Source organism: Lactococcus taiwanensis (genome assembly GCF_014905395.1).
GTDB classification, from domain to species: Bacteria; Bacillota; Bacilli; order Lactobacillales; family Streptococcaceae; genus Lactococcus; species Lactococcus taiwanensis.
On sequence record NZ_BNDT01000001.1, the window covers coordinates 172849 to 197850 of the forward strand.

General features: G+C 39.9%; 23 protein-coding genes. 22 read left to right on the forward strand and 1 reads right to left on the reverse strand.

Annotated features, from left to right (window positions below; all coding sequences use genetic code 11):
* Positions 1-60: 60 nt before the first annotated feature.
* The 6 genes from acpS to JKP71_RS00810 all read left to right on the forward strand — a co-directional run bounded on the left by acpS (position 61) and on the right by JKP71_RS00810 (position 6235).
* Positions 61-420 carry a holo-ACP synthase gene (acpS, locus tag JKP71_RS00785; RefSeq protein ID WP_075524973.1) on the forward strand — a complete coding sequence of 120 codons (360 nt, stop codon included), beginning with the start codon at positions 61-63 and terminating at the stop codon, positions 418-420.
* A gap of 134 nt (positions 421-554) precedes the next feature.
* Positions 555-1661, forward strand: coding sequence for an alanine racemase (alr, locus tag JKP71_RS00790; RefSeq protein WP_200406883.1), 1107 nt, complete (start codon positions 555-557; stop codon positions 1659-1661).
* A 142-nt stretch (positions 1662-1803) separates the two neighbouring features.
* Positions 1804-2244, forward strand: a complete 441-nt coding sequence (locus tag JKP71_RS00795; protein WP_075524971.1) for a Spx/MgsR family RNA polymerase-binding regulatory protein — start codon at positions 1804-1806, stop codon at positions 2242-2244.
* 121 nt (positions 2245-2365) lie between these two features.
* Positions 2366-3673 carry a dihydrolipoyl dehydrogenase family protein gene (locus JKP71_RS00800; protein WP_200406671.1) on the forward strand — a complete coding sequence of 436 codons (1308 nt, stop codon included), beginning with the start codon at positions 2366-2368 and terminating at the stop codon, positions 3671-3673.
* Positions 3674-3818: 145 nt separating this feature from the next.
* A complete protein-coding gene (locus JKP71_RS00805; RefSeq protein WP_200406672.1) occupies positions 3819-4736 on the forward strand; it encodes an ABC transporter ATP-binding protein in 918 nt (305 codons plus the stop codon).
* Positions 4733-6235: an ABC transporter permease/substrate-binding protein gene (locus JKP71_RS00810; RefSeq protein WP_200406673.1), complete on the forward strand. Its 1503-nt coding sequence runs from the start codon at positions 4733-4735 to the stop codon at positions 6233-6235. Before JKP71_RS00805 ends, JKP71_RS00810 begins: the two co-directional genes overlap by 4 nt.
* A 59-nt stretch (positions 6236-6294) precedes the next feature.
* On the opposite strand, the gene JKP71_RS00815 is transcribed toward JKP71_RS00810, so the two are convergent.
* Complete coding sequence (locus JKP71_RS00815) at positions 6295-8334, reverse strand: copper-translocating P-type ATPase (protein ID WP_234446090.1); 2040 nt, start codon at positions 8332-8334, stop codon at positions 6295-6297.
* A 183-nt stretch (positions 8335-8517) separates the two neighbouring features.
* Between JKP71_RS00815 and JKP71_RS00820 the strand changes: the two genes are divergently transcribed.
* The 16 genes from JKP71_RS00820 to JKP71_RS00895 all read left to right on the forward strand — a co-directional run bounded on the left by JKP71_RS00820 (position 8518) and on the right by JKP71_RS00895 (position 24922).
* Positions 8518-9363, forward strand: a complete 846-nt coding sequence (locus JKP71_RS00820) for a bifunctional methylenetetrahydrofolate dehydrogenase/methenyltetrahydrofolate cyclohydrolase (protein ID WP_200406674.1) — start codon at positions 8518-8520, stop codon at positions 9361-9363.
* A gap of 112 nt (positions 9364-9475) precedes the next feature.
* On the forward strand, positions 9476-10729 hold the full coding sequence (gene xseA, locus JKP71_RS00825; RefSeq protein ID WP_200406675.1) for an exodeoxyribonuclease VII large subunit: 1254 nt from the start codon (positions 9476-9478) through the stop codon (positions 10727-10729).
* 1 nt (position 10730) lies between these two features.
* The gene (locus JKP71_RS00830) at positions 10731-10967 is read left to right on the forward strand and encodes an exodeoxyribonuclease VII small subunit (protein WP_200406676.1); all 237 of its coding nucleotides are present in this window, start codon (positions 10731-10733) and stop codon (positions 10965-10967) included.
* 94 nt (positions 10968-11061) lie between these two features.
* On the forward strand, positions 11062-12111 hold the full coding sequence (locus JKP71_RS00835) for a glycerate kinase family protein (RefSeq protein WP_200406677.1): 1050 nt from the start codon (positions 11062-11064) through the stop codon (positions 12109-12111).
* Positions 12112-12188: 77 nt separating this feature from the next.
* On the forward strand, positions 12189-13052 hold the full coding sequence (locus JKP71_RS00840; RefSeq protein WP_200406678.1) for a polyprenyl synthetase family protein: 864 nt from the start codon (positions 12189-12191) through the stop codon (positions 13050-13052).
* 86 nt (positions 13053-13138) lie between these two features.
* Positions 13139-13945 (forward strand): TlyA family RNA methyltransferase, encoded by an 807-nt coding sequence (locus JKP71_RS00845; RefSeq protein ID WP_075524961.1) that lies wholly within the window; start codon positions 13139-13141, stop codon positions 13943-13945.
* The gene (locus JKP71_RS00850; RefSeq protein WP_075524960.1) at positions 13942-14388 is read left to right on the forward strand and encodes an arginine repressor; all 447 of its coding nucleotides are present in this window, start codon (positions 13942-13944) and stop codon (positions 14386-14388) included. The genes JKP71_RS00845 and JKP71_RS00850 overlap by 4 nt, the downstream gene beginning before the upstream one ends.
* Positions 14389-14503: 115 nt before the next feature.
* On the forward strand, positions 14504-16171 hold the full coding sequence (gene recN, locus JKP71_RS00855; RefSeq protein ID WP_200406885.1) for a DNA repair protein RecN: 1668 nt from the start codon (positions 14504-14506) through the stop codon (positions 16169-16171).
* A 46-nt stretch (positions 16172-16217) separates the two neighbouring features.
* Positions 16218-16739: a DUF805 domain-containing protein gene (locus JKP71_RS00860; RefSeq protein ID WP_200406679.1), complete on the forward strand. Its 522-nt coding sequence runs from the start codon at positions 16218-16220 to the stop codon at positions 16737-16739.
* Positions 16740-16756: 17 nt separating this feature from the next.
* Positions 16757-17662: a DUF805 domain-containing protein gene (locus JKP71_RS00865; protein ID WP_200406680.1), complete on the forward strand. Its 906-nt coding sequence runs from the start codon at positions 16757-16759 to the stop codon at positions 17660-17662.
* 239 nt (positions 17663-17901) lie between these two features.
* Positions 17902-18855 (forward strand): 16S rRNA (cytosine(1402)-N(4))-methyltransferase RsmH, encoded by a 954-nt coding sequence (rsmH, locus tag JKP71_RS00870; protein ID WP_200406681.1) that lies wholly within the window; start codon positions 17902-17904, stop codon positions 18853-18855.
* 61 nt (positions 18856-18916) lie between these two features.
* The gene (gene ftsL2, locus JKP71_RS00875) at positions 18917-19297 is read left to right on the forward strand and encodes a cell division protein FtsL (protein ID WP_075524955.1); all 381 of its coding nucleotides are present in this window, start codon (positions 18917-18919) and stop codon (positions 19295-19297) included.
* Positions 19294-21585 carry a penicillin-binding protein gene (locus tag JKP71_RS00880; RefSeq protein WP_075524954.1) on the forward strand — a complete coding sequence of 764 codons (2292 nt, stop codon included), beginning with the start codon at positions 19294-19296 and terminating at the stop codon, positions 21583-21585. The genes ftsL2 and JKP71_RS00880 overlap by 4 nt, the downstream gene beginning before the upstream one ends.
* Before the next feature lie 86 nt (positions 21586-21671).
* Entirely contained in the window at positions 21672-22733 is a 1062-nt protein-coding gene (gene mraY, locus JKP71_RS00885) for a phospho-N-acetylmuramoyl-pentapeptide-transferase (RefSeq protein ID WP_200406682.1), read from the forward strand.
* Positions 22734-22943: 210 nt separating this feature from the next.
* Positions 22944-23240 (forward strand): hypothetical protein, encoded by a 297-nt coding sequence (locus JKP71_RS00890; RefSeq protein WP_200406683.1) that lies wholly within the window; start codon positions 22944-22946, stop codon positions 23238-23240.
* Positions 23241-23398: 158 nt separating this feature from the next.
* Positions 23399-24922 carry an ABC transporter permease gene (locus JKP71_RS00895; protein ID WP_200406684.1) on the forward strand — a complete coding sequence of 508 codons (1524 nt, stop codon included), beginning with the start codon at positions 23399-23401 and terminating at the stop codon, positions 24920-24922.
* The last annotated feature ends 80 nt before the right edge of the window (positions 24923-25002 follow it).

Sequence of the window (25002 nt, forward strand, 5' to 3'; positions counted from 1 at the left end):
ACGGAATGACCTGATGGCTTAGCTATCAGGTTCTATTCCTTTGGGAGATAGGAGAGAAAAATGGTATTTGGTACGGGCGTGGACAACGTAGAACTTGCCAGAATTCAAAAGGCTTTAACACGTTCTGAACGCTTTGTTGAACAAGTCCTGACACCTGAGGAATTAGAAAAATTTAAAAGTTTTCATTCTAAGGCGCGCCAGACCGAATTCTTGGCAGGACGTTGGGCAGCAAAGGAAGCCTTTTCTAAGGCTTATGGTACGGGAATCAGTAAAGCCCTTGGGATGCACGATCTTGAAGTTAAAAATGATCATTTAGGGAAACCATATTTTTCAAAGCATCCCTTTGAAGGTGAAGTCCACCTCTCCATTTCACACAGTAACTTAGAAGCCGTTGCTTTTGTCGTTCTTGAAAAAAATTAAGAAAGTGGCGGTAACGTCACTTTCTCTGTCTATTTAGGCTAATAATTTAACAAGTTACAATCAAGAAAAAGTGTGCTCTACTGTGAAATAAATTTTATTTAACAATTGGTTCTATCATGGAAGGATTTAAAAAAATGAAAGCTTCTCCGCATCGTCATACGACTGCTGAAGTTGATTTAGTAGCGATAAAAAATAATATTAAGAAATTTAAAAAATATCTTGGTCCCAAACCGCAGATTTGGGGTGTAGTCAAAGCGAATGCCTATGGACATGGAGCTGTTGCTGTCTCTCAAGCTATTGAAAAAGAGGTTGAGGGTTTCTGTGTTTCTAATCTTGATGAGGCGCTCGAACTTCGAGAAAATCTAGTGACCAAGCCTGTACTCATTCTTTCAGGGATTGTACCCGAAACAGTAAATTTAGCGCTCCAGCATGATATCACACTGACCGTCCCAAGTCTTGCTTGGCTTATACTTGTCGTTGCACAAGATATAGACCTTACAAAATTAAAAGTGCATGTTGCGGTGGATTCTGGAATGGGTCGTATTGGCGTGCGTGAGGTTGAAGAAGCAAATGCCATTATCGATACTCTTGATCGGTTTGGCATCACTTTTGAGGGAATCTTTACCCACTTTGCAACAGCAGATGAAGCAGACGAAGAAAAATTTAAACTCCAGCAGGAACGTTTTAGCGCTTTTCTCAATTCGCTCAGGCGTAAACCCCGCTATGTACATTCGACCAATACTGCATCTGCCCTATGGCATACTCACCAAGTTCAGGATATTGAGCGACTTGGAATTTCGATGTACGGTCTTAATCCGAGTGGAAAAACACTTCCTTTACCCTTCGAACTTGAGCCCGCGCTCTCTTTAAAAACAGAGCTAACCCATGTTAAACAAGTCCAGTCAGGTGAGACACTGGGATATGGCGCAACCTATGAAACTTCCGAAAGCACTTGGATTGGGACTGTATCCCTTGGTTATGCAGACGGTTGGACAAGAGCAATGCAAGGTTTTCATGTCTTAGTTGACGGGAAGTATTGTGAAATAGTGGGGCGGGTTTCAATGGACCAGATGATGATTAAACTTGACCAAGCTTATCCACTTGGAACCGTTGTGACGCTTATTGGAAAAGACGGAGTGGCAGAAATTAGTGCCACAGACGTCGCAGATTGGCGGGGAACCATCAACTATGAGGTCCTCTGTCTTATTTCAGATCGTGTGGTGCGTGTTTACAAGCGATAAATAACAAAATTATTTCACAAGTGTTAAAAATAAGTTAAATGCTCATTTTTATCTCATAAAAATATTTACAAATCTCATTTTTATGTTAGAATAAAGATAAGATATAAATGAGAAAGTACTAAGATAAAAATGAGGTGACCACATGATTAAGATATATACTGTAGCGTCTTGTAGTTCTTGCAAAAAAGCGATGGACTGGATGGACAAGCATGAACTGCCCTATCAAGAAATTAATCTAATCACAGATCCGATCACTAAAGAAGATCTCTTAGAAATATTGGCTTTGACTGAACACGGAACAGTCGACATTATTTCGCGGCGAAGTCAGGCTTATCAACGTCTCAATATTGATTTTGAGACAATAAAGCTAAATGAGCTCGTTCAAATCATTGAAGAAAATCGGACACTTTTGAGACGCCCCCTTGTTGTTGATGAGAAGAGGTTACAAGTCGGCTATAATGATGATGAAATTAGAAAGTTCTTACCACGCCCTCGTCGCAAAATTGAAATTGAAACAGCTAAAAAGCGTGTACTTGATCTGGAATGGCAAACTCCAAGTGACAACCATGAAATCAGTAGTTAAGGCTACTGATTTTTTGTTTGAAACTTATTAGTTTTAAAAATGGGTTAAAAACAGTAAAATAAGGATAAATTGTAATAAGCAAAATTTTCTAAAACTTGTTCCCTAAAGAAAGAAGGTAGAAATGTTTGATCTATTGATTATTGGTGCAGGACCTGGTGGTATTGCATTGGCACATCATCTCAACCAAGCGGGTAAAAAGGTTGCGATTGTTGAAAATGATAAATGGGGTGGAACTTGTCCGAATTATGGCTGTGACCCTACAAAAATGATGATGGCAGTAGTGGAAGCTAAAAAACATGCTGAATGGTTACAAGGACAGGGAATTGTCGGAGAACCAAGTGTGAAGTGGGAAGAAATGCGGGCACGCAAGTTGAATTTAACAGATCCTTATGAGAAGGAGATGCTCAAGGGATTAGAAAAAGCAGGGGTTACCACAATTTATGGGACAGCTTCTTTTAACCGTAATGGAGATGTTGTCATCAACGAGAAAACGTATCAAGCCAAGCAATATGTTATTGCGACAGGGAGTCGTCCGAAAAATCTTGCAATCAAAGGCTCGGAATTTTTAAAAACGAGTAATGATTTCTTAGCACTTCCTCATCTTCCAAGTCACATGACCTTTTTAGGAATGGGTCCTGTCTCACTAGAGCTTGCACAATTGGCGCACGCTGCAGGGACAAAGGTCACGATTATTTCACGGCATGAAGCGAAAATCGGTCACTTCGATCAAGAGATAGGAGATGTATTTATCGCCTCGCTCAAGTCAGAGGGGATCGAATTTATTGAAAATGTTTCAATAAATCAAGTGGTGCAAAAAGATGAAGGTTATCAAATCACGGATTCAAAAGGTTTTGAATTGGAGACAGGTCTGGTTGTTCTAGGGATTGGTCGTGAAGCTAACCTTAAAGACCTAGCCCTTGAAAACGTGGAGGTCGCTGTGAATGCGCATGGAATTGAAGTTGATGAATTTTTAAGAACGACTCATCCCAAAATCTACGCGTTAGGAGATGTTTTATCAAAAAAAGAAGGACATTTGACACCAGTATCCAGCTTTGAGAGCACTTATCTTGCTCGTTTACTTACGGGAAAAGAAGAAAAAGCCATCACCTATCCAGTAATCCCTTCTCTTATTTTTGGTCCAACCAAATTGGCACAAGTCGGGCGAATTTCAGGTGAGGATATAAAGGTAAAAATGCTTGATTTAACTTCTTGGTATACCTACAAGCGCATTAATGCACCTTTTGCAAAAATTAAGATAGCAGTCAATAATCGGAATGAGTTGGTAGGAGCCTCAACGGTTAGTCCTCTTGCTGATGAGGTGATTAATCTACTGACCGTGATGATTCAACAAAAAATTTCGCAAGCTCAGGCGGAGAGAATGATTTTAGGTTATCCAACAGTAGCAAGTGATTTAGAATATTATTATTAAAAATTTTCTGGGGGTTTACTGACGGCTTGGTCAGTTACTTCGAAAAATTAAGTCCTTAAAAAAACTACTTATAATTTTTTTAGAGTGACGTAAGCGATCTGACCATATGGTCAGCCCCTAAACATGACTTAGAAATGAGGAATTCATGATTGAATTTCAAGACGTATCAAAGGCCTTTGCTCACAAAAAAATATTGGATCATGCTAATTTTGTGATTGAAGACGGTGAGTTTTTTGTACTTGTTGGACCAAGTGGGAGTGGCAAAACGACTACATTAAAGATGATCAATCAACTTGTTGCACACAGTGAGGGGAACATTTTGATTAACCATCAAGATGTGACCCAGACGAATCTGAGAAAACTTAGGCTTTCAATCGGCTATGTTCTTCAGCAAATTGCCCTTTTTCCCAATCTCACGGTGGCAGAAAATATTGCCTTGATTCCAGAGATGAAGGGATGGTCTAAAGACCAAATCGAAAACCGCACTACAGAATTACTGGACTTGGTCGGACTCGCACCTACAGACTACGCCCACCGCTTACCCGCTGAACTTTCAGGGGGTGAGCAACAGCGCGTTGGAATTTTACGTGCAATTGCTTCTAATCCTGCCATTGTCTTAATGGATGAACCTTTTTCTGCGCTAGATCCTTTGTCTCGCAGACAACTGCAAATCTTTATTAAAGACTTGCAAAAGAAAATGCAACTGACCATTGTTTTTGTGACACATGATTTAGATGAAGCCCTTTATCTGGCAGATCGTGTGGCCGTGATGAATGAGGGACTTATTCAGCAAATTGCTGATCCTACCGCTATTTACTATCATCCCGCCAACGATTTCGTCAAAAATTTCTTTAAGGAGTCACAGCAAAATTTGTCAACTGTTCGTGTTGATAATCTTTTACTGACAACGCCGTCAGTAGATGATGAGGCCTATGAAGTTGAGGCGGATACGCCTCTTTCAGATGTTGTTACAACATTGGCAAAAGGGGAGCACCTTAAGTACCAAGGAAAGCGCCTTGCTGCTGAGGATATTGTTACTTACATGGCAGGAGGTGGCTTATGAGTCAGCTTATTACCACTTTTCAGAACCAACAAGGACAATTTTGGCAGGCCCTTCTTGAACATATCCAAATTTCACTGATTTCAATTTTTATTGCGTTACTTATAGGGATACCCTTAGCTTTGTTACTTAGACGTTATCCAAAGCTTGCAGAAGTGGTTTTACAAATTACTGGTATTTTGCAAACCATACCGAGTTTAGCCTTATTAGGCTTACTTATTCCCTTTATCGGGATTGGTAGTTTACCCGCAATTGTGGCCTTGGTAGTCTATGCTATTTTTCCTATCGTCCAAAATACCTATACAGGACTCTCTCAGATAGAGCCCTCTCTGATTGAAGCAGCTACCGCTTTTGGGATGAATCGACGAGAGCGTTTAATGAAATTTGAACTAAGCCTAGCCATGCCTTTTATCATGGCGGGGATTCGGACGAGTACAGTCATGGTTATCGGGACCGCAACACTAGCAGCATTAATAGGAGCAGGTGGCCTTGGTAATTTTATTCTTCTTGGAATAAATATGAATGATGTTTCCCTAATCCTTATTGGGGCCATCTCATCTGCTTTATTAGCAATCCTCTTTAGCGCCCTGCTCAAATTGCTAGAAGGTGCGAAGATCAAAACTATTGTACTCAGTTTTTTTATCGGATTACTGATTTTGGGTGGTTCCTATTATCGCCCACACAGTGATACCCATCCGCAAATTACGATTGCAGGAAAGCTAGGAGCAGAACCTGATATTATTATCAACATGTACAAACTCTTGATTGAACAAGACAGTGATATCCGTGTTAATCTTAAAACCAATTTTGGAGATACTACCTTTTTATATAATGCTTTGAAAGCAAATAAAATTGATCTTTATCCGGAGTATACGGGAACGATCACAAGTACTTTCTTAAAAAGTCCTGTGCAGTCCACTGACCCGACAGTAGTTTGGCAAAAGGCTCAAGAGGGGATTAAGGCTTTGAATCATTTTGCCTATCTCTCACCCATGCAATTTCAAAATACCTATGCGCTTGCTGTTAAGACCGACTTTGCCAAAGCACATCATCTTAAAACCATTTCTGATTTAAAAAACGTTCCAGATTTGTCGGCCGGCTTTGATGTCGAGTTTGCCAATCGGACTGATGGAAACATCGGTCTAAAGAAGGTTTATGGTTTGAACCTTAATGTGAAAACCATGCAAAGTAGTTTGATCTATAAAGCGCTCAACACAGGTGCTGTTAATGTGGCAGAAGTTTACTCAACAGACAGTCAGATAAAACAATATGGTTTGACAGTACTTGAAGATGACCAGAATCTCTTTCCACCTTATCAAGCTGCACCGATGATGAACGAAAGTCTACTTAAAAAATATCCTGAACTCAAGCAGATTTTGAATCAACTTTCTGGTAAAATCACAGCTCAGCAAATGATTGAAATGAATTATGAAGTCAATGTGAATCAGGCTAGTCCTGAAAAAGTGGCGCGTGAATTTTTAAAGAAAAATGGATTGATATAAAAAAGAGGAGATATACTCCTCTTTTTATTTTTTAGTAATGCTTGCTTGGTTGCAGTGCTTCATTCTTTGTCTGTAAGTCTCATTGCATTAATAGAGACAACGACCGTCGAAAGTGACATCAAGACTGCAGCTAACAATGGATCAATATAAAGTCCTATAAATGGATAGAGAATCCCTGCGGCAACTGGAATAGCAATGATATTATAACCCGCACCAAACCAAAGATTTTGCTTCATTTTATGTAGCATTTTTTTCGAAAGTGAAATAAGATCAAGCACAGCTTTAGGATTAGAATTCACCAAGACAACGTCGGCGCTACTAATAGCCACAGAGGTTCCTGAACCAATCGCGCAGCCAATTGTTGCTGTTGCGAGAGCAGGAGAGTCGTTGACCCCATCTCCAATAAAGATGACCCCACCCTTTTCTTGGTATGTTTTAACCAAGCGTGCCTTGTCTTCTGGTTTTAATTCTGCTTGAAACTCAGGGATTCCTAAAGCGGCAGAGATTTTTTGAGCTGTTTGCTGATTATCACCCGTTAACATTACCGGTTGGATATCTTGGGCAATTAATCCTTCGACCAAAGCCTTAGCTTCAGGTTTTGGTGAATCTCCTAGAGCAATAAAACCAAGGATTTCTTGCTGATCATTAAGGAGGTAAGAAAGGGTTAATCCAAGGGATAAATATTCTTGGGTTTCATCGTTGGCGACTGTAAGTTGATGTTCTTTCAAGTACCTCCCGTTGACAATCTGATAGGATTTACCCTCGATTTTTCCAGAAATACCGACCCCTGGCATATTTTTAATCTCACTTGCTAGTGCTTGGGGCTCATCATCAGCTGCTTGTACGATAGCTTGTGCCAAGGGATGAGTTGAACTCTTTTCTAGAGCTACCATGAGTGACAAAATATTGTCTTTTTTATTTAGAGCTACCACTTTTCGTACTTTAAATTGTCCATCGGTTAAGGTTCCAGTCTTATCCATCAAAGCATATTTTATCTGGTTGATATTTTCTAGAGCGGTCCGATTTTGAATTAAAAGTCCTTTTTTAGCGGATAAACTCATTAAGCGTGAGACAACGAGCGGCACTGCAAGACCGAGTGCATGGGGACACGCAATAACAAAGACGGAGACGGCTAAAAGAAGGGCAAAACTGAAAGTAGCTGTAAGACTCCAAATGATAAAAGAGAGGATCCCTACAAACAAAGCGGCATAGAAGAGATAGCCTGCTACTTTATCGGCCATATTTTCCAGGGAGGATTTTTGGGCTTGAGCATTCTGTACAAGTGCAGTGACTTGACTAAGAAAACTTTCTTTTCCTAACGTTGTAACTTCCATTTCAAAGGGTTGGTTTTTATTTTGCGCTCCTCCATAAACTAAATCATTCGGCTTTTTAGTGACAGCTCGACTTTCCCCTGTAATCATAGACTCATCAATGAGTGCCTCGCTGAGGATTTTTCCATCAGCTGGTATTTTTTCATTTTCTTTAACGAGTAAGACATCACCAACTTGTAGTTCAGAAAGTTCAACGTCTTTTCCATTTTTCAGATGGGCTTTTTTAGGAACCAAACTTGCTAAGTCTTTTAAGGCATCTCCTGCACCCATAATTGCACGCATTTCGATAAGATGACCAATCAACATAATCACAATTAAGGTAGATAATTCAAACCAGAAATTCATTGCCATCTGACCTTGCAACGTGAGAACAGTGGCGTATACGGAATAAGCATAGGCGACAGAAATCCCCATTGTTATAAGCATCATCATAGCTGGTTTATGGCTTTTAAGCTCTCCTTTTGCACCACTGAAAAAGGGGGTGCCTGCATAAAAGAAAAGAATGGAGCCTAAGAGCAATTGCACAAGCTCACTTCCAGGAAAATGAATGAGGGTAAAACCTGCAATGGGTGAAATCAGCAAAAGAGGTATCATCAAACCAATGGCTACTTTAAGCTTTTTTTTCATGTTGCCCATGTGCATCATGTGACCACCGTGGTTCATCATCGTGTGGTCCTCCATCATTTCCATAGAATGATCCCCCTTCATGTGATGATGGGGTGTAACTTCGGAATCCGTATGGGGCATGTTTTTAATTTTGTTCGTCATCATTTCCTCCTCTTAATTTGTTTTAATGTGTTACCTCTTCTTTAAGGTTACACATGTAAACTTAAAAAGTCAAAGAAAGCGCTCATTTTTTAGAAAACAAATGGCGAACGTTTAAATTAATAATTAAAAATATGAGAAAAAGGAGAGCTGAGAACTAATTAGGCTTATGTTATAATAAGAGATATGAAATTAATAGATGGAAAAGTGCTCGCTGCAAAGATGCAAGACGAGTTAAAAAATAAAGTTGACGCATTGCAAGCAGCTGGACTTATTCCGGGTTTAGCTGTAATTTTAGTTGGGGAAGATCCTGCTAGCCAAATTTATGTCCGGAATAAAGCACGTCAGGCTACAGCTATTGGACTTAATTCAAGTGTGGTTCGCTTGCCAGAGGATGTTTCTGAAGAAGAGCTTTTAGGCTTGATTGAACAGTATAATCAAGCGGAACAGTGGCATGGTATCTTGGTGCAATTGCCCCTCCCTGCACACATTTCTGAGGAGAAAGTATTGTTGGCTATTGATCCTGAAAAAGATGTCGATGGTTTTCATCCGATGAATATGGGACGTCTGTGGTCAGGAAATCCACTGATGATTCCCTCTACGCCTGCGGGCATTATGGAGATGTTTCGAGCATATGATGTTGATTTGGCCGGGAAAAAAGCTGTGGTGGTTGGACGCTCTAACATTGTAGGTAAGCCGATGGCGCAGTTATTGATGATGGCTGATGCGACTGTAACGATTGCTCATTCACGTACCCAGAATCTTCAAGAGTTGACTAAACAAGCAGATATTTTGGTCGTGGCAATTGGAAAAGATCGATTCATCAAGGCAGCGGATGTAAAAGAAGGCGCCGTAGTTATTGATGTGGGAATGAATCGGGATGAAGAAGGAAAGTTGCATGGAGATGTCGACTTTGATGAGGTCAAGAACGTCGCAGGACTTATTACCCCTGTTCCGGGAGGTGTTGGACCGATGACCATTACCATGTTAATGGAGCAAACGGTTCGCGCTGCTGCAAGAAAATTAGACTAATTTTACTGACAGAGCTGTCAGTAAAAAATGATGCTTATAAATGGATTAGAGATTAGAATTTAAAAGAAATTTTTTAAAGTTTATAGGTAAAAAGATAAGAAGTTGATAAAAAATGACAGAATATTTATCCGTAAGCACCTTAACAAAATATTTAAAAGCGAAATTTGACCGTGATCCCTATCTGGAACGGGTTTATCTGACGGGAGAAATTTCAAATTTTCGTCAGCGACCAAATCATCAATACTTTGCACTCAAAGATGAAAGTGCAGTGATTCAAGCTACGATGTGGGCCGGTCAGTTTAGAAAGTTAGATTTTCGTCTGGAAGAGGGAATGAAAGTATTAGCGGTGGGGCGTATCAGTATTTATCCCCCCTCTGGCTCCTACTCGATCAATATTGAGCGTTTAATTCCAGATGGTGTCGGTGCTTTGGCTGTTAAATTTGAACAATTAAAGAAAAAATTAACCGCTGAGGGTTTGTTTGAGGCAAAATGGAAGCAACCCTTACCAGCTTTCTCTCGAAAAATTGCTGTGGTAACAAGTCCCTCTGGCGCGGTAATTCGGGATATCATTACGACGGTACAACGCCGTTTTCCCATGAGTCAGCTGGTCGTTTATCCCACAAAAGTTCAAGGAAATGGAGCAGCTGAGGAAATTGCCACTAACATTCGTCGTGCGAATGCGCGAGGCGATTTTGATGTGATGATCATCGGTCGAGGCGGTGGCTCTATCGAAGACCTTTGGGGGTTTAATGAAGAAAGTGTGGTTCGGGCAATCTTTGAATCCCGGATTCCGATTATTTCCTCAGTGGGTCATGAAACTGATGTGACTCTAGCAGATTTTGTGGCAGATCATCGGGCTGCGACACCCACTGCTGCAGCTGAATTGGCGACTCCGACTACAAGATTAGATTTATTGAACTGGGCAAGTGAGCAAGAAAAACGCATGACAAACCAGCTCACTCACTTGATTAGCGTAAGGCGCGAGCGTGTAGAAAAACTGAGTGCATCCGTAGTTTTTCGCCAGCCAGAGCGTCTTTATGATGGTCACGTTCAAAAACTTGACCGACTGACGGAACGTTTAAGTTCACTGACCACGACGAAAGTAACGCAAGTTCAGCATCGGTTTGAACTTGCAGCTGACAGGCTCGTGCCAGCTTATGCTAAAATTTTAGACCGACAAAAAAATAAAGTCGCACAACTTTATCAGTCCTTACTTTTATTAGATCTTTCTAAAATAAAAGCACGTGGCTTTTCTGTCGTCACGAATGATCACGGTAAAATTATTAAGTCTGTCAATGAGGTCGAAAAAGGGGAAACCCTCCATTTGGATTTTGTTGACGGTAAAGTAGAAGTTGAGGTAAAATAAAATGGCAACTAAGAATGAAGCAACCTTTGAAGAACATTTAACAGAGCTCGAGAGCATTGTCCGCAAGTTAGAATCAGGAGATGTCCCTCTTGAGGATGCAATCGCCGAATTTCAAAAAGGAATGAAACTCTCTGAAGGTTTGAAGAAAACGTTAAATGAAGCAGAGCAGACCCTGGTCAAAATTGTGGGTAAAGATGAAGAGGAAAGTGATTTTGCACCTGAGCAAAAAGAGTATTAAGTGTACTGACCAGCTGGTCAGTAAATAAAGAAGGACTTACGAGTCCTTTTTTATATTATTTTGGTAAAATAAGAGTAAAGCAAAGGAGTCTCGGATGAAAATTGTTGTAGCTTTAGATTCTTATAAAGGTTCAGCCTCGTCATATGCATTAAACGCTGCCGTCAAAAAGGGAATAAAATCTGTTCTGCCACAAACAGAGGTGTGTACTTTTGAAATTGCCGATGGTGGTGAAGGAACACTTGCAGCTTTAGCGCAGAAACTTGGCGGTGAACGAATTAAAGTAGCCACAGTAGATTTAATGGGGCGCCAGATTACTGCTTCTTATCTGTTAGCGGGAGATGTAGCGGTCGTTGAAGCTGCGCAAGTGATTGGACTTGATAAAATCAGGCCAACAGCTGACACATTTACTCAGGCGAGTTCCCGGGGGCTTGCAGCTTTATTTATTGACGCTGAAAAAAGAGGAGTGCGCGAATTATTGGTCAGCTTGGGTGGTACAGGAACTTCTGATGGAGGTCTCGGTCTTTTGGAAGGTCTGGGCGGAAGTATCTTCGCTCTGCCACGCTTTGAGAATATGAAAGTGACGGCTTTAACAGATGTTACCAATGTTTATGCTGGCGAAAATGGTTATGCCAGAGTTTTTGGTCCTCAAAAAGGCGGAACACCTGATTTAATTGAGCAGCAAGAGGCCCAAGCACAAGAAAGAGCAAGACAAATACGAGAACGCTATGGTTTAGATGTGCAGAAAGTAGCAGGAACGGGAGCTGCTGGAGGGTTAGGAGCAGCTATTTTGCTTTTGGGAGGAGAGCTAAAATCAGGCTTTTTTAAGATCGCAGAATTATTAGAGCTTGAAGAGGAGCTAAAAGATGCGGACCTAGTAATTACAGGAGAAGGAAGTTTGGATTTTCAAACTGCTCATGGGAAAGTTCCTTACGGGATGGCCATATTGGCGAAAAAATACAAGGTACCCACGTTAGCTTTTGTGGGAACTTTAGGGGAAAATCTGGGAGAAATGGAGGAACTTTTACTGGCAAGTTTCTCGATTCAGCCTCGCCCGCTTTCTTTAGAACAAGCCTTAGAAGAAAAAGGAACACTTCATCATCTGGAAGAGCTTACAAAAAATGTAATCAAAGCAAGATTTTTATAAAAAAAGTCAGTTTTTCACTTGCTATTCACTAACAACGAACACAACTTTTAGTTGTGTTTTTTGGTATAATGAAACTAATGGACACGAAGAGAAAAAAAATAGAAGATCTTATTAAAACGTTTTATGCTCGAGAGGACATTCCGGCGCAACTTGCTGCTTCTGCCCGCTATTCGTTATTAGCTGGTGGAAAGCGATTACGTCCCCTTGTGTTTTTAGAACTATTGGAAGGATTTGGCCTGAGTCTTAATCCGAGCCATTATCAAATTGCTCTAGCAGTAGAATTAATTCATACGGGTTCATTAATTCATGACGATTTACCGGCGATGGATAATGATGATTACCGTCGTGGTGTCTTGACGAATCATAAAAAATTTGATGAAGCGACTGCCATTTTAGCGGGAGATACTTTATTTTTTGACCCCTTTTTCCTTCTCGCAGAAAGTGACTTACCCTCCTCTGTTATTGTGGACCTCACGCGAGAATTAGCCTATGCTTCAGGTTCTTTTGGGATGGTGGCTGGTCAGGTTTTGGACATGGCTGGTGAAGGGAAAACCTTAAGTCTCTGTGAGATTGAGCAAATTCATCAGTTAAAAACGGGACGACTTTTAACATTTCCTTTTGTGGCTGCAGGGATTGTAGCTGGAAAGTCAAGGACAGAAATTGAAAGCCTCAGAAAGACTGGTCAGCAGTTTGGTTTAGCTTTTCAAATTCGGGATGATATCTTAGACATAACAGCAACTTTTGCAGAACTTGGCAAGACCCCTGGCAAAGATATTTTAGAAGAAAAATCGACATATGTTGCTCACTTAGGACTTGATGGTGCAAAAAAAGCTTTACATGAACAGCTGACCGCAGTCAAAGCACAACTGACAGAGCTGTCAGTGATGCCAAAAACGCCTCTTTTCGAATTGATTGAAAAACTGGACATGGAGCAGGAGTAATACGGCTTGCTCTAGAAGTGGCAGAGATAAAAAGCGGGATTATCCGATGAACTAAGCGAAGTAAGAAAGGATTTATTTTTTAATAAATGAAAGAAAGAATTGACGTTTTAGCTACTAACCAGGGTTTGTTTGAAACACGTGAGCAGGCAAAGCGTGGGGTGATGGCGGGACTTGTCGTTGATCAAAAGTCAGGAGAACGTTTTGATAAACCAGGTCAAAAGATAGAGGACAGTACGGAGCTTCGCCTTAAAGGGGAGAAGCTGAAATACGTCAGCCGAGGTGGTTTAAAATTAGAAAAAGCCATTGCCCAATTTGGTCTAGATGTGGCTCAAAAAATCTGCTTGGATATTGGAAGTTCAACAGGTGGCTTTACCGATGTGATGCTACAATCTGGGGCTAAACTGGTCTATGCACTCGATGTGGGAACTAATCAGTTAGCTTGGAAAATTCGTAATGATGCACGGGTCGTGGTCATGGAACAATTTAACTTCCGGCATGCCGTCCTCGATGATTTCAAAGAAGGACAGCCAGAATTTGCAAGCATTGATGTGAGTTTCATTTCGTTGGACTTGATTTTGCCCCCGCTTTATGCTATTTTAGCTGAAAATGGTTCAGTAGCAGCTTTGATTAAACCCCAATTTGAGGCAGGTCGGGAACAAGTCGGCAAAAATGGGATTATTAAAGATCCTAAAATTCATAGAATGACCATTGAGAAAGTGCTCCGAAGTGCAACAGATATCGGTTTTTCTGTCAAAAATTTAACCTTTTCACCCATCAAAGGGGGAGCAGGAAATGTTGAATTTCTTGTCCACCTTGTTAAAGACGGTTTAGCGCAAAACGCTGATACCGCCATGATTGATTCAGTCTTAAAAGAAGAAAGTGAAAACTTATGAAAAGAGAAGAACGCTTAAACTTTATTGCCCAATTTATCAAAGAAAACGAAGTGAAGACACAAGAAGAGCTGGTTTCAAAACTTCAGCAACATGACGTCGATGTGACGCAAGCCACGGTGTCACGTGACATTAAATCTTTGGCCTTGATTAAAGTTCCAGCCGCTTCTGGAGGATATCGATACGATTTACCTAAAAATAATGAGGGCCTTCAATCCAGTCTTCACAAAGCACTTGTCTTTGACGCGATTACTGGTACGAAAATTAAGGCGGATAAACTTTGGATTCAGGCAAACCCTGGGACAACAAGTTTGGTTAAAAATTATCTTCTTGAAGATTATGGAGATGAAATCTTCGCATTGATCATTGATGATGATAGTGCGCTGGTCATTTTTGAAACGGAAGCACAGGCAAAAAAACTATATCAAGTACTTACTGAGTTTTAGAACTTACTGACAGAACCATCAGTAAATTTAAAACCGATTAGCCTAAAAAAACATGCGGAGAAAACCTGTCAGTTTACTGACAGGTTTGTCAGTCATTTTTTGGAAAGGAATTCTGATGTTACAAGAGATTTCAATCAAAAATTTTGCAATTATTGAAGAAATTCATCTTTCATTTGAAAATGGAATGACGATTTTGACAGGTGAAACTGGTGCAGGGAAATCAATTATTATTGATGCGATGAACCTTCTTTTAGGAGGACGAGCTTCAAGTGATTTTGTCCGACACGGCGCAACAAAAGCTGAAATTGAGGGTTTATTTTATTTTGAAAAAACTCCTGAATTAAAAAATCTTTTACAAGAACTTGGCTTTGAAGAAGTTGAATCTGAGTTGATTCTACGGCGAGAAATTTTCGCAAACGGTCGTTCAGTTTGTCGCATCAATGGTCAGATGGTAAATCTGAGCACCTTACGTCAGATCGGTGAATTTTTGGTGGATATTCATGGTCAACATGACAACCAAGAGTTAATGAATGCAAAAAATCATCTTCATTTGTTGGATGAATTTGGTGATGAGCAATTCGAAGAAAAGAAGCATCACTATAAAAGCAAGTTTGAACGATTTAAAACACTGCGCCAACAACTGACGCTTCGTCAAAAAAATGAGCAAGAATTTGCCCAACGTATCGAAATTCTTCAATTTCAAGCAGAGGAGATTGAAGCAGCTGCCATTAATTTGACAGAAGATGAACAGCTTTTGCATCGCAGGGAAAAACTTAATAACATTAAGAGTATTGCTGACGCACTTAGTGTGGCTTACTTGGCACTAGATGATGAGGATAGCGATTATTCTAGCCTCAACAACATTCGCACGACCATGTCAGAGCTTGATGCGATCAGCAGTTATGATCCAGAATACCAAGATTTAGCAGATAAAACAGCAGAGAGCTATTATGTTCTAGAAGATGTAGCGGCCCAGTTACAGCGGATTATGAGTGATTTAGAGTTTAATCCTAGTGAACTTCTCCAAATAGAAGATCGAATACTCAGTCTCAACACCCTGAAAAAAAAATATGGGCCAGAACTCACTGATGTTTTGAATTATCTTGAAAAAGTTCAGCTCGAGCTTTCTGAATTAACGGGTTCAGAAAATGATTCTGAACGTCTAGAAAAAGCGGTAAAAGTGGCACAAAAAGAGCTAATTGAAGCCAGTAAAGTGCTCAATACTGCTCGACATGAAATAGCACAAGAATTAGAAAAAGATATTAAGCACGAGCTTGCTGATTTGTACATGGAAAAGGCGGATTTCAAAGTGAAGTTTGAAGCAGGAAAATTCTCTTCCAATGGCAATGAGCATGTGGAGTTCTTCATCCAAACTAACCCAGGTGAAGGATTTAAACCTTTGGCAAAGACAGCTTCAGGTGGTGAGTTATCTCGTCTAATGTTAGCTATAAAATCAAGCTTTTCACGGCGTGAAAATAAAACAGCGATTGTTTTCGATGAGGTTGACACCGGTGTTTCAGGGCGTGTTGCCCAAGCTATTGCCAATAAAATTTATAAAATTGCGACTAACGGGCAGGTTCTTGCAATCTCGCATTTACCTCAAGTTGTGGCCATCGCAGATACACAATTTTATATTGAAAAAGCTTCTACGGATGAGATTACGACATCGACCGTTCGTAAGTTGAGTTTTGACGAACGCGTCAAAGAAGTAGCGAAGATGTTGGCTGGAGATGATCTTACAAAGGAAGCTTTAGCTCAGGCAAAACGTTTACTTTCTCACTGAAAAAGCTGATCAAGCGGTCAGTAAAAATTAAGATTAGAGGTGAAAAATGATACAAGCATACAAAAAATATTGGAAAAAAGCGGGTGATTATAAAACATATGCGAGTCGCTCAGACTATTGGTGGGTCTTTTTAGTTAACGTCATTATTTTTGCCGTACTAAATATGATTCATTTCTTTATGATGATTCCACAGGCTGCTAAAATTCTTAATCAGGCTTCAAGCTTATCACAAGCAGAACTGCAAAAACGCATACTTGATTTATCTTTTAATCCTACGGGAAGTACTCTGATTATTGTTATTCTCATTGCTCTAGTCGGTCTCATAATTCTTCTTCCCAATATAAGTTTGACAGCACGACGCCTGCTTGATGCTGGCCTTCCCAGATGGTTTGCCCTTTTGTTTGGTGTGAGTGCTTTATATGGAATTGTTGTGCGCTTTATTCAAATTGATTTTTTGAGTAATTTTGGTCTCCTGTTTAATCTTATTACATTAGTAGTTTATGTGCTCTGCCTCTTTCCATCGAAATATGGTAAAGATGAGGCTGACGATTCAAGACTTTACGAGTGAGAAAGGACGAACATTCCATGATTCAAGCATATCAAAAATTTTGGATGGGCGCATTTAACTTTCGGGAGCGTACGGTTCGCAGTGACTTTTGGTCCGCAATGTTTGTTCATTTTATTGTACTTATCATTCCACTAAATGTGCATCACTACCTCACGACGCACTCTTATTTAGGTTATTCACTCGTTTTGGAGTCGCTAGCTTCTCTTTCGTTACTTATATTTTGGGGATACGCTCTAGCGGCTATATTACCCTATTTTGCCATGACGATTCGCCGTTTAAGAGATGCGGCGTTGCCTTGGGAACTTATTTTTTTAACCCTTGTTTTTGGTGTAGGGTCGGTAATTTTATTGATACTCAATGGTCTTCCTCAGGACGCGCGCGCGCGTCATCTGCCAATTTATCAGCCGCTTAATGTTTCATCTGATCAACTTGCTGAAGAACCTCAAAATTTTTCCAAAGCATTTAACCTTTATTTTAGAAATTATTTTGATTTTTCAGGACGTCTTAATCGAAAGGCATTCTGGTTGGTTCAGCTTGTATGGGTGCTGATTCTTACGTGCTTTATAGTTTTAGCAAAGCTTTTAGAACCACTAAATCAATTCGGTCTGGTAAATGTAGCCATGTTCTTACAGGGACTCTTCATTCTTTTCCTTGTCATAACGGCTATCCCTCAAATTGCAAGTTTTACACGCAGATTAAGAGACGTTGGACTTAGCAATTTAAATATTTTAATAGTACTAAGTACGACTGCGATAGGGACTGCTTACTATTGGATTTTAAATCACAAAATTTCGCTAAGCTACGCAACCAATCAAGATTTACTCCTCCAATATCTCTTATTTTTAGTATTGATGTTAATTATTTTAGGCTTAATTATCTTGCTAAGTTTACCAAAACAAGCAATTAGGGAAAAAATAAAATAGACTGACTTAGTTCAGTCTATTTTTAGTAGAAGTTGGTATAATTAAACTCGGTCCAATGTTGACACGATTTGTCAATCCATTTGACAGAAGAAAGCGGGCCGTTTATCTATCGCCTTTTATAATAAAGGGCTTACAGAAATGATGAGGTATAAAAAAATTTACATCATTATGTAAACTACTACAAAAAATATAAAAAAGTGGTATAATGAACTATAAGTATACAAGGAGGATGGCACAAATTGCCAAAAACTACAGCATTTAAGCATGATACAGTCTTACTACATGAAACCGTCGATTTGCTTGACGTCAAACCTGATGGAATTTATGTAGATGCAACCCTTGGGGGGGCTGGCCATAGTGAATATCTCCTTAGTAAACTTACCACAGGGCATTTATATGCGTTTGATCAGGATGAAACTGCGCATGAGAATGCAAAGATTCGTCTAAAGCAACAACTTGCAGCGCATAAAGTTACACTCATCAAGAGTAATTTTCGTTACCTCACTTCAGCACTCGCTGAGGAGGGGATTACGAAGATTGATGGGATTCTTTATGATTTAGGAGTCTCAAGTCCACAATTTGACGATAGTCAACGAGGCTTTTCCTATAAAAAGGATGCACGTTTGGATATGCGAATGGACCAAACGCAAACTTTGACAGCCTATGAAGTGGTTAATGATTACCCTTATGAAGCGTTAGTTCGAATTTTTTTCCGCTATGGAGAAGACAAATTTTCAAAACAGATCGCTCGTAAGATTGAACAAGCAAGAAAAATAAAACCAATTGAAACAACAATTGAACTAGCAGATTTAATAAAATCTGCTCTGCCTCAAAAAGCTTTGAAGAAAAAAGGTCATCCGGCTAAGCGAATCTTTCAAGCCATCCGAATTGAGGTGAATGATGAACTGGGTGCAGCTGAAGAGTCAATCGAACAAGCTATTGACTTGCTAAAAGAAGAAGGTCGAATTTCAGTAATCACGTTCCATTCTTTAGAAGATCGCTTGACGAAAAATATCTTTAAAGAGTATAGCACAGTCAATGTCCCTAAAGGGCTTCCTATGCTTCCAAAAGAAATGGAAGCAAAATTGAAGCTTATTACACGCAAGCCTGTGCTTGCAAGTGAAGAAGAGCTCGCAGAGAATAACCGTGCCCATAGTGCAAAATTACGCGTGGCTCAAAAACAACATGATTAATAAATAATCTGATAACAAAGAAGTAAAAATAGCTTTAGAATATAAAGCAGTGGAGGAGACGATGGCAGCACAGCCAAAAGAATACTTTGACATAGAAACTGCGGCAAAAAAAGACTCGTATTTGATTGATACAGAGTCTCTCGCGCCAGAAGTTTTAGCAAGTAAGTTTAAAAAATTTAGCGGTGTCGAAAAAGTGTTCTACCTTGCAATGGTAGGGGCTGCTTTGGTATTGGCTGTCGGCTTGCTCTATGTTAAGACAAAAACTCTTGAAGTCCAAAGTAATACGATGGACTTAAAATCAAAAATCACACAACAAACGACCCAACAATCAGAATATGATCAACAAATTTTAGACTTAGCTTCACCCAATCGGGTTATCGATGCAGCAAATAAGGCTGATATGAAACAAACGCCGTCTAATATACTGAAAGCAACAAAATGATAAAATTCTTTAAAAAACTAATTTTCTTTCCATTTAGAAAAGTATCTCGAAATGCAAGAAAGACGAAGTTGAGTCCTGAAAGAAATCGTAAACATGTAGGTAAGAGCCTTTTTTTCCTAGCTATTGCTCTGTTTACGATTTTTATATTTCGCTTTGTCTGGTTAATTACGGTAAATCATGTAGGTGGAACTGATCTTAAAAAGATGGCCACAAACAATTATCAAAGTACAGTAACTGTTCAAGCGAAGCGTGGAACAATCTACGACCGAACAGGAGCTCCTATTGCGGTAGATTCAAGTACTTATACAATTTACGTGGTCTTGGATAAAACACAAGTGGATTCCAATGGTAATCGGATGTATGCTGATAAAAGTGAATACAGCAAGTTAGAAGATTTTCTTAACCGTGAATTAAATATCGACCGAAGCCTTATTGAGAAGCAACTAAATTCGAAATATAAACAAGTGCAGTTCGGGACAAAAGGCTCTAATATTTCTTTGCAGAAAATGCAGGAAATACAAAAAGCAGCTGAAGAACAAAAACTTGTTGGAATTGGCTTTTCTGCCGATCTTTCACGTTCCTATCCCTTCGGAAATTTTGCTTCACAGTTTATTGGGATCGCACGTCCAAAAGATGTCAATGGTGTGCAGGTTCTGCAAGGAGACATGGGGTTGGAAAAATCTTTCAATCCAATCTTGAGCGGTAAAAATGGGGTGGAAACTTACCAAAAAGACATTTTAGGGCGTCCTATCCCTGGGACTACTAAGGTGATTGAGCCCGTTGAAAATGGTCAAGATGTTTATACGACTCTGGATGCGCAACTTCAAAAACTGTTGGAGACCTCAATGGACTCTGCAGCAAGCCAGACCGGAGCTCAAGAGATTTCAGGTACGCTGGTTGATGCGCATACAGGAGACATTTTAGCTACCAGCCAACGTCCGACTTATACTGCTGAAACAATCAACTCAGACATTACACAAAAGAATTTCACATGGAATAGCTTGCTTTATCAAACTGCTTTTGAACCGGGCTCAACCTTCAAAACCTTTTTGATGGCTTCAGCTTTAGATAGTGGTAAAGTAGATCTTAATGCAACTTATCAACGGAAGCTCCAAGTGTATGATGCGACCATTAATGACTGGGACGTTACCGAAAATAAGAGTTATACCCTTCCCGAAACAGTAACTTATGCGCAAGGATTTGCGATGTCATCCAATATTGGAATGAGCCGCATTGAAATGGATATGGGGAACGACCTTTGGGGCAGTTATTTAAATAAATTCAAATTTGGCTTAAAAACGCGAGTTGGGCTGGATGACGAAAATGCAGGTTCGCTTCCTTCGGCAAATGCTGTATCCCAAATCCAATCTTCGTTTGGTCAAGGGGTAGCTGTGACACCTATTCAGTTAATTCGAGGATGGACAGCCATTGCGGGCAATGGAACAATGCTTGAGCCTCATATTGTAAGTAAAGTGGTTAATCCTAATACGAAAACCAGTTTGACTTCTCAACCAGAAGTTATTGGACATCCCGTTTCAGAAAGTGCAGCGGATAAGGTTCGGGATTTGATGCTGACTGTTAATACGGATCCAGTTTATGGAACGTCTTATTCTACAACAGGCGACCCTGATGAAGGAATTGATCCTGGTCCATTATTTATGGTGAATGGGCAAGCCGCAGCAGTTAAAACTGGAACGGCACAGATTGCTTCTTCAACAGGAGGCTATATGACGGGCTCACAAGATTATTTGTATTCTGCAGTTGTAATGTATCCTGCTAAAGACCCTGATTTTATCTTCTATATGAATGTCAAGATTCCTTCAGAGCCATGGACGCTGAAATACATTGCACGTGTAGCAAATCCGCTCTTAACGCGTGCTGAGAGCTTAAAGAGTGAACTGAACCAAACAAATTCTGATGATGAAAAAGCTGGTCAGGTTAAAATTTCTGACTATAAAGGAAAAGAAGCGGGGACGACAGCAGATAGCTTGCGTCAAACCGTTCTTAATCCTGTGATTATCGGTTCAGGAACAAAGGTCACTGCTCAATCAGTAAGTGCAGGCAAAAAAGTTAATGCGAATACACGTATCTTGCTTCTTACAGATGATAAGGATCAAGTAATGCCTGATATGTATGACTGGTCAAAAGAAGAAGTTAATCAGCTCGCCGATTGGTTCGGTCTAAAAGTTACTTTTGAAGGATCAGGTACGAAGGTAGCAAGTCAAAGTCTTGATGTGGGTACAAAAGCTAAAAAAGGGCAGACTTTAACTGTAACACTTGGAAGTTAAGTTTTGTCTTGAATGAAAACAGGAAAATCACTAAAAATAGACGGGTAATAAGAAGTCACGTCGGGTGATTAAAATAGGAGAAGAAAATGTTATTGAATGGGATAGTGGTAGCGGTCGTTGCGATGGTTTTAACAATCATTGGCATCCCTCGCTTCATTATGTTCTTCCATAAGAAAAAATTGGGTGGACAACCAACGCTTGAAGATGTCAAGCAACATGCGAGTAAGGCTGGAACGCCTACAATGGGTGGATTTGTCTTTGTCATCGTGGCATTGATTGTTTCGGTAGTAGCAGCACTTTTATTAGGGCAAGCGAGCGCTTCGTTCATCATTGCATGGTGGGTTCTTGCTATGTATGCCGTGATTGGTTTCTTTGATGACTTCTTGAAAATTTTTAAGAAGAAAAATGAGGGATTGACAGCAATACAAAAACTTTTAGCGCAAATCGTGATTGGTTTAGTTTCTTATTTGATTTATACGAGTGCTCCTCATTTTAAAGCTGCACCACGCATGGGAAATTTCATTCCTGATCATATGATTCCTCCCGTATCTCCTGGGCTTCAAGTCAATCACCTGATTTTATTTGGTCGAAATTTTGACTTAGGAATTTTCTTCTTGATCTTTATTATCATTTGGTTAGTGGGATGGTCAAATGCAGTCAATCTTACCGATGGGATAGATGGACTTGCTTCTATTACAGTTGCCATTTCCCTTAGTGCTTATGCGATTATTGCAGTAGTCCATCACCAGTATGATGTTTTGCTGATCATCTTGTCAGTCATTGGTGGCTTGCTAGGCTTCTTTGTTTTCAATCACAAACCTGCTAAGATATTTATGGGTGATGTCGGAAGCTTAGCCTTAGGTGGCTTTCTTGCTATCATTTCGATTTTATTACACGCCGAGTGGACGTTAATCCTTATTGGTGCAGTCTATGTGATTGAAACATTATCTGTGATGATCCAGGTCACTTACTTTAAGAAAACAGGGGGCAAACGAATTTTTCGAATGACTCCAATTCATCACCATTTTGAGTTGGGTGGTTTTTCTGGAAAAGCCGCTGGCTGGTCTGAATGGAAGATTGACATTGTTTTTTGGTTATTTACCGCAGTGATGTCGGTAGTGGCTTTGTGGCTCTATTTCATGTTCTAAGCCATTCAATCTCTTAAGATAAAAAATAAAAGCTACCTCGGGTAGCTTTTTTTATAATGTTAAATTCAGAGCTTACTGACAGCTCTGTCAGTAGCATGACGTGTCAGTCAGAAAGTTAAAAGTTTCTTTCAGAAAAAATTAAGGCTGGCTTGGGTTGTACTTAAGTTTTAACTTCTATAATCATCTTATCAAGTGAGAAAGGAAGAGGCGTTGACAAAAATTTTACATCTTTTTAAAGAAAAAACGGTGGTCTACATGTCACTTTTGACTTTAGTTTTAGGTGGTTTGGCAGGTTATTATCTTGGGCAACGACAAGCCAATGCGGACTCAGGGCAGAATTTACAACAAATGCAAAATCGTCCATCGGGAAACGGCAGTAATCAGACAGAAAATAACCAGGGTGCCCCAGATGTGAATTCAGGTGCATCCAATAACAGCGGTGGCACAACAGATCAAAATTCTGGCTCAGTCGATGATAATACTGAGGGTGGAACCACTGCCATCTAATGCAGCGAGAGTGATTTTTAAGGACGGCAAGCCAAGTTTAATCTGCTTAATCTTATGCTATTATTTTTAAATTAAAAGGTGGCTGACGTGCTTAAAAATGGACTGACCGGGCTGTAAGTTTTAAAGGTCTGTAGTACAGACTTAGAAAAGAGGAAAATATGGATTTTATAAGACGGGCATGGCTTTTTACGAAAGCCAAAATCGGACGTACAGTATTATTGATTGTCGCATTTTCAGCCATTTTGATATTTGTTTTATCTGGTTTGATTATCAATAGTGCAGCAAATGTTTCCATTGATAATGCTAAAAAGGCTGCGGGGGCAACAGTTTCCCTCTCAGTAGACATGCAAAATGTGATTAAAGAAGCGCAAAGCAGTGCTACTTCAAGCTCCAGCTCTAGTGAGAGCACATCAGATACTTCGAGCAAACGTTTCAATATTGATATGCCGACAATTTCTGAATCCACTGCAAAAAAAATTGCCGCTCTTGATGGTGTAAAATCGTATAGTTTTACTTATCAAGCATCAGCTTCAGCTGATTCAGGGATTGAAAAAGTTTCAACAAGCAGTGATACTTCAAGTTCCGATAGTGCTACTGGTGATCAAAATGGCCCTGGTGGCGATATGGGTGGTGGCCAAATGGGAGGCTCTCAAGATGATTTCACCATCTACGGAACAAATAATTTAGCGGCAAATACAAGCTTCTCAAGTTCTTACAAGATTAAATCTGGACGTGCTATCAAAGCTTCAGATGAAGGAACCAATAATGTAGTTATTGAATCAACCTTAGCCAGTCAAAATAATTTGAAAGTGGGTTCTACTTTCACCTTAACCGATTCAAATGACAAAACTTATAAGATGACAGTAGTCGGTATTTACACAACGACAAGCAGTAGTACAGAAAGTTCAATTCAATATATGAACACGATGTATACGCCCCTTTCTGTGGCTAATGCGATGAAGGCAACCACTGGTAAGATCTCGACAGCCACTTATAGTATGACAAATCCAGCCAATGCTGACAGCTTTGTCAAAAAAGCCAATAAGCTCATCAATAATGACAGCTTCCAAGTATCAAAAGACGATCAAGCTTATCAAAATGTTAAATCTTCACTGAACAATGTAGCAAGTTTTGCACGTAATATTGTCTTGATTGTTGCGATAGCTGGTGCGATTATTCTTGCACTTATCGTAATGCTTATGGTACGTGAACGCCGCTTTGAGATTGGGGTCTTGATGAGCCTTGGTGAATCTAAAATTAAAATTATCGGTCAATTCTTCTTTGAATTATTCATGGTGATGATCGTGTCAGTTGGGATCGCTTCAGCTGCCGGAAATGTTGTCGGAAACGTTGTTGGTCAACAAATTTTAAAACAAGAAACAACACAAACAACAGCAAGTTCTACAAATAACGGTGCTCCTGGTGCGCCTGGCCAAAATGGCAATGCTACAAGTCAACGTCCATCTGGTAACGAAGGAGGATTTATGGGTAAAGCAGGTGGAGCCATGGGTATTGGTCAATCACAAGCTGAATCTAAAGCACTAGAAAAATTGAACGTTAAAACGTCTTATACAGAGATTCTCTTATTGGTAGCTATTGCGATTCTTATTACGTTGATTGCTGTAGGTTTAGCAAGTATTGGCATTCTTCGCCTAAATCCTAAGCAAGTTTTGACCAATTAAAACGACTGACTGACTAATCAGAGAACGCCAAAATAGTGTAACACCTTACCTCACTTTACTGACAGCTCTGTCAGTAAACT

Bases quoted from the DNA above. Each gene is read 5' to 3' on its own strand.
- JKP71_RS00860 (WP_200406679.1), top strand. From the start codon at position 16,218: ATGATACAAGCATACAAAAAATATTGGAAAAAAGCGGGTGATTATAAA.
- JKP71_RS00865 (WP_200406680.1), top strand. From the start codon at position 16,757: ATGATTCAAGCATATCAAAAATTTTGGATGGGCGCATTTAACTTTCGG.
- ftsL2 (WP_075524955.1), top strand. From the start codon at position 18,917: ATGGCAGCACAGCCAAAAGAATACTTTGACATAGAAACTGCGGCAAAA.
- JKP71_RS00815 (WP_234446090.1), bottom strand. From the start codon at position 8,334: ATGACGAACAAAATTAAAAACATGCCCCATACGGATTCCGAAGTTACA.
- acpS (WP_075524973.1), top strand. From the start codon at position 61: ATGGTATTTGGTACGGGCGTGGACAACGTAGAACTTGCCAGAATTCAA.
- alr (WP_200406883.1), top strand. From the start codon at position 555: ATGAAAGCTTCTCCGCATCGTCATACGACTGCTGAAGTTGATTTAGTA.
- JKP71_RS00845 (WP_075524961.1), top strand. From the start codon at position 13,139: ATGAAAGAAAGAATTGACGTTTTAGCTACTAACCAGGGTTTGTTTGAA.
- JKP71_RS00835 (WP_200406677.1), top strand. From the start codon at position 11,062: ATGAAAATTGTTGTAGCTTTAGATTCTTATAAAGGTTCAGCCTCGTCA.
- JKP71_RS00820 (WP_200406674.1), top strand. From the start codon at position 8,518: ATGAAATTAATAGATGGAAAAGTGCTCGCTGCAAAGATGCAAGACGAG.
- JKP71_RS00795 (WP_075524971.1), top strand. From the start codon at position 1,804: ATGATTAAGATATATACTGTAGCGTCTTGTAGTTCTTGCAAAAAAGCG.
- mraY (WP_200406682.1), top strand. From the start codon at position 21,672: ATGTTATTGAATGGGATAGTGGTAGCGGTCGTTGCGATGGTTTTAACA.
- JKP71_RS00840 (WP_200406678.1), top strand. From the start codon at position 12,189: ATGGACACGAAGAGAAAAAAAATAGAAGATCTTATTAAAACGTTTTAT.
- JKP71_RS00895 (WP_200406684.1), top strand. From the start codon at position 23,399: ATGGATTTTATAAGACGGGCATGGCTTTTTACGAAAGCCAAAATCGGA.
- JKP71_RS00830 (WP_200406676.1), top strand. From the start codon at position 10,731: ATGGCAACTAAGAATGAAGCAACCTTTGAAGAACATTTAACAGAGCTC.
- xseA (WP_200406675.1), top strand. From the start codon at position 9,476: ATGACAGAATATTTATCCGTAAGCACCTTAACAAAATATTTAAAAGCG.
- JKP71_RS00800 (WP_200406671.1), top strand. From the start codon at position 2,366: ATGTTTGATCTATTGATTATTGGTGCAGGACCTGGTGGTATTGCATTG.
- JKP71_RS00805 (WP_200406672.1), top strand. From the start codon at position 3,819: ATGATTGAATTTCAAGACGTATCAAAGGCCTTTGCTCACAAAAAAATA.
- recN (WP_200406885.1), top strand. From the start codon at position 14,504: ATGTTACAAGAGATTTCAATCAAAAATTTTGCAATTATTGAAGAAATT.
- JKP71_RS00880 (WP_075524954.1), top strand. From the start codon at position 19,294: ATGATAAAATTCTTTAAAAAACTAATTTTCTTTCCATTTAGAAAAGTA.
- JKP71_RS00850 (WP_075524960.1), top strand. From the start codon at position 13,942: ATGAAAAGAGAAGAACGCTTAAACTTTATTGCCCAATTTATCAAAGAA.
- JKP71_RS00810 (WP_200406673.1), top strand. From the start codon at position 4,733: ATGAGTCAGCTTATTACCACTTTTCAGAACCAACAAGGACAATTTTGG.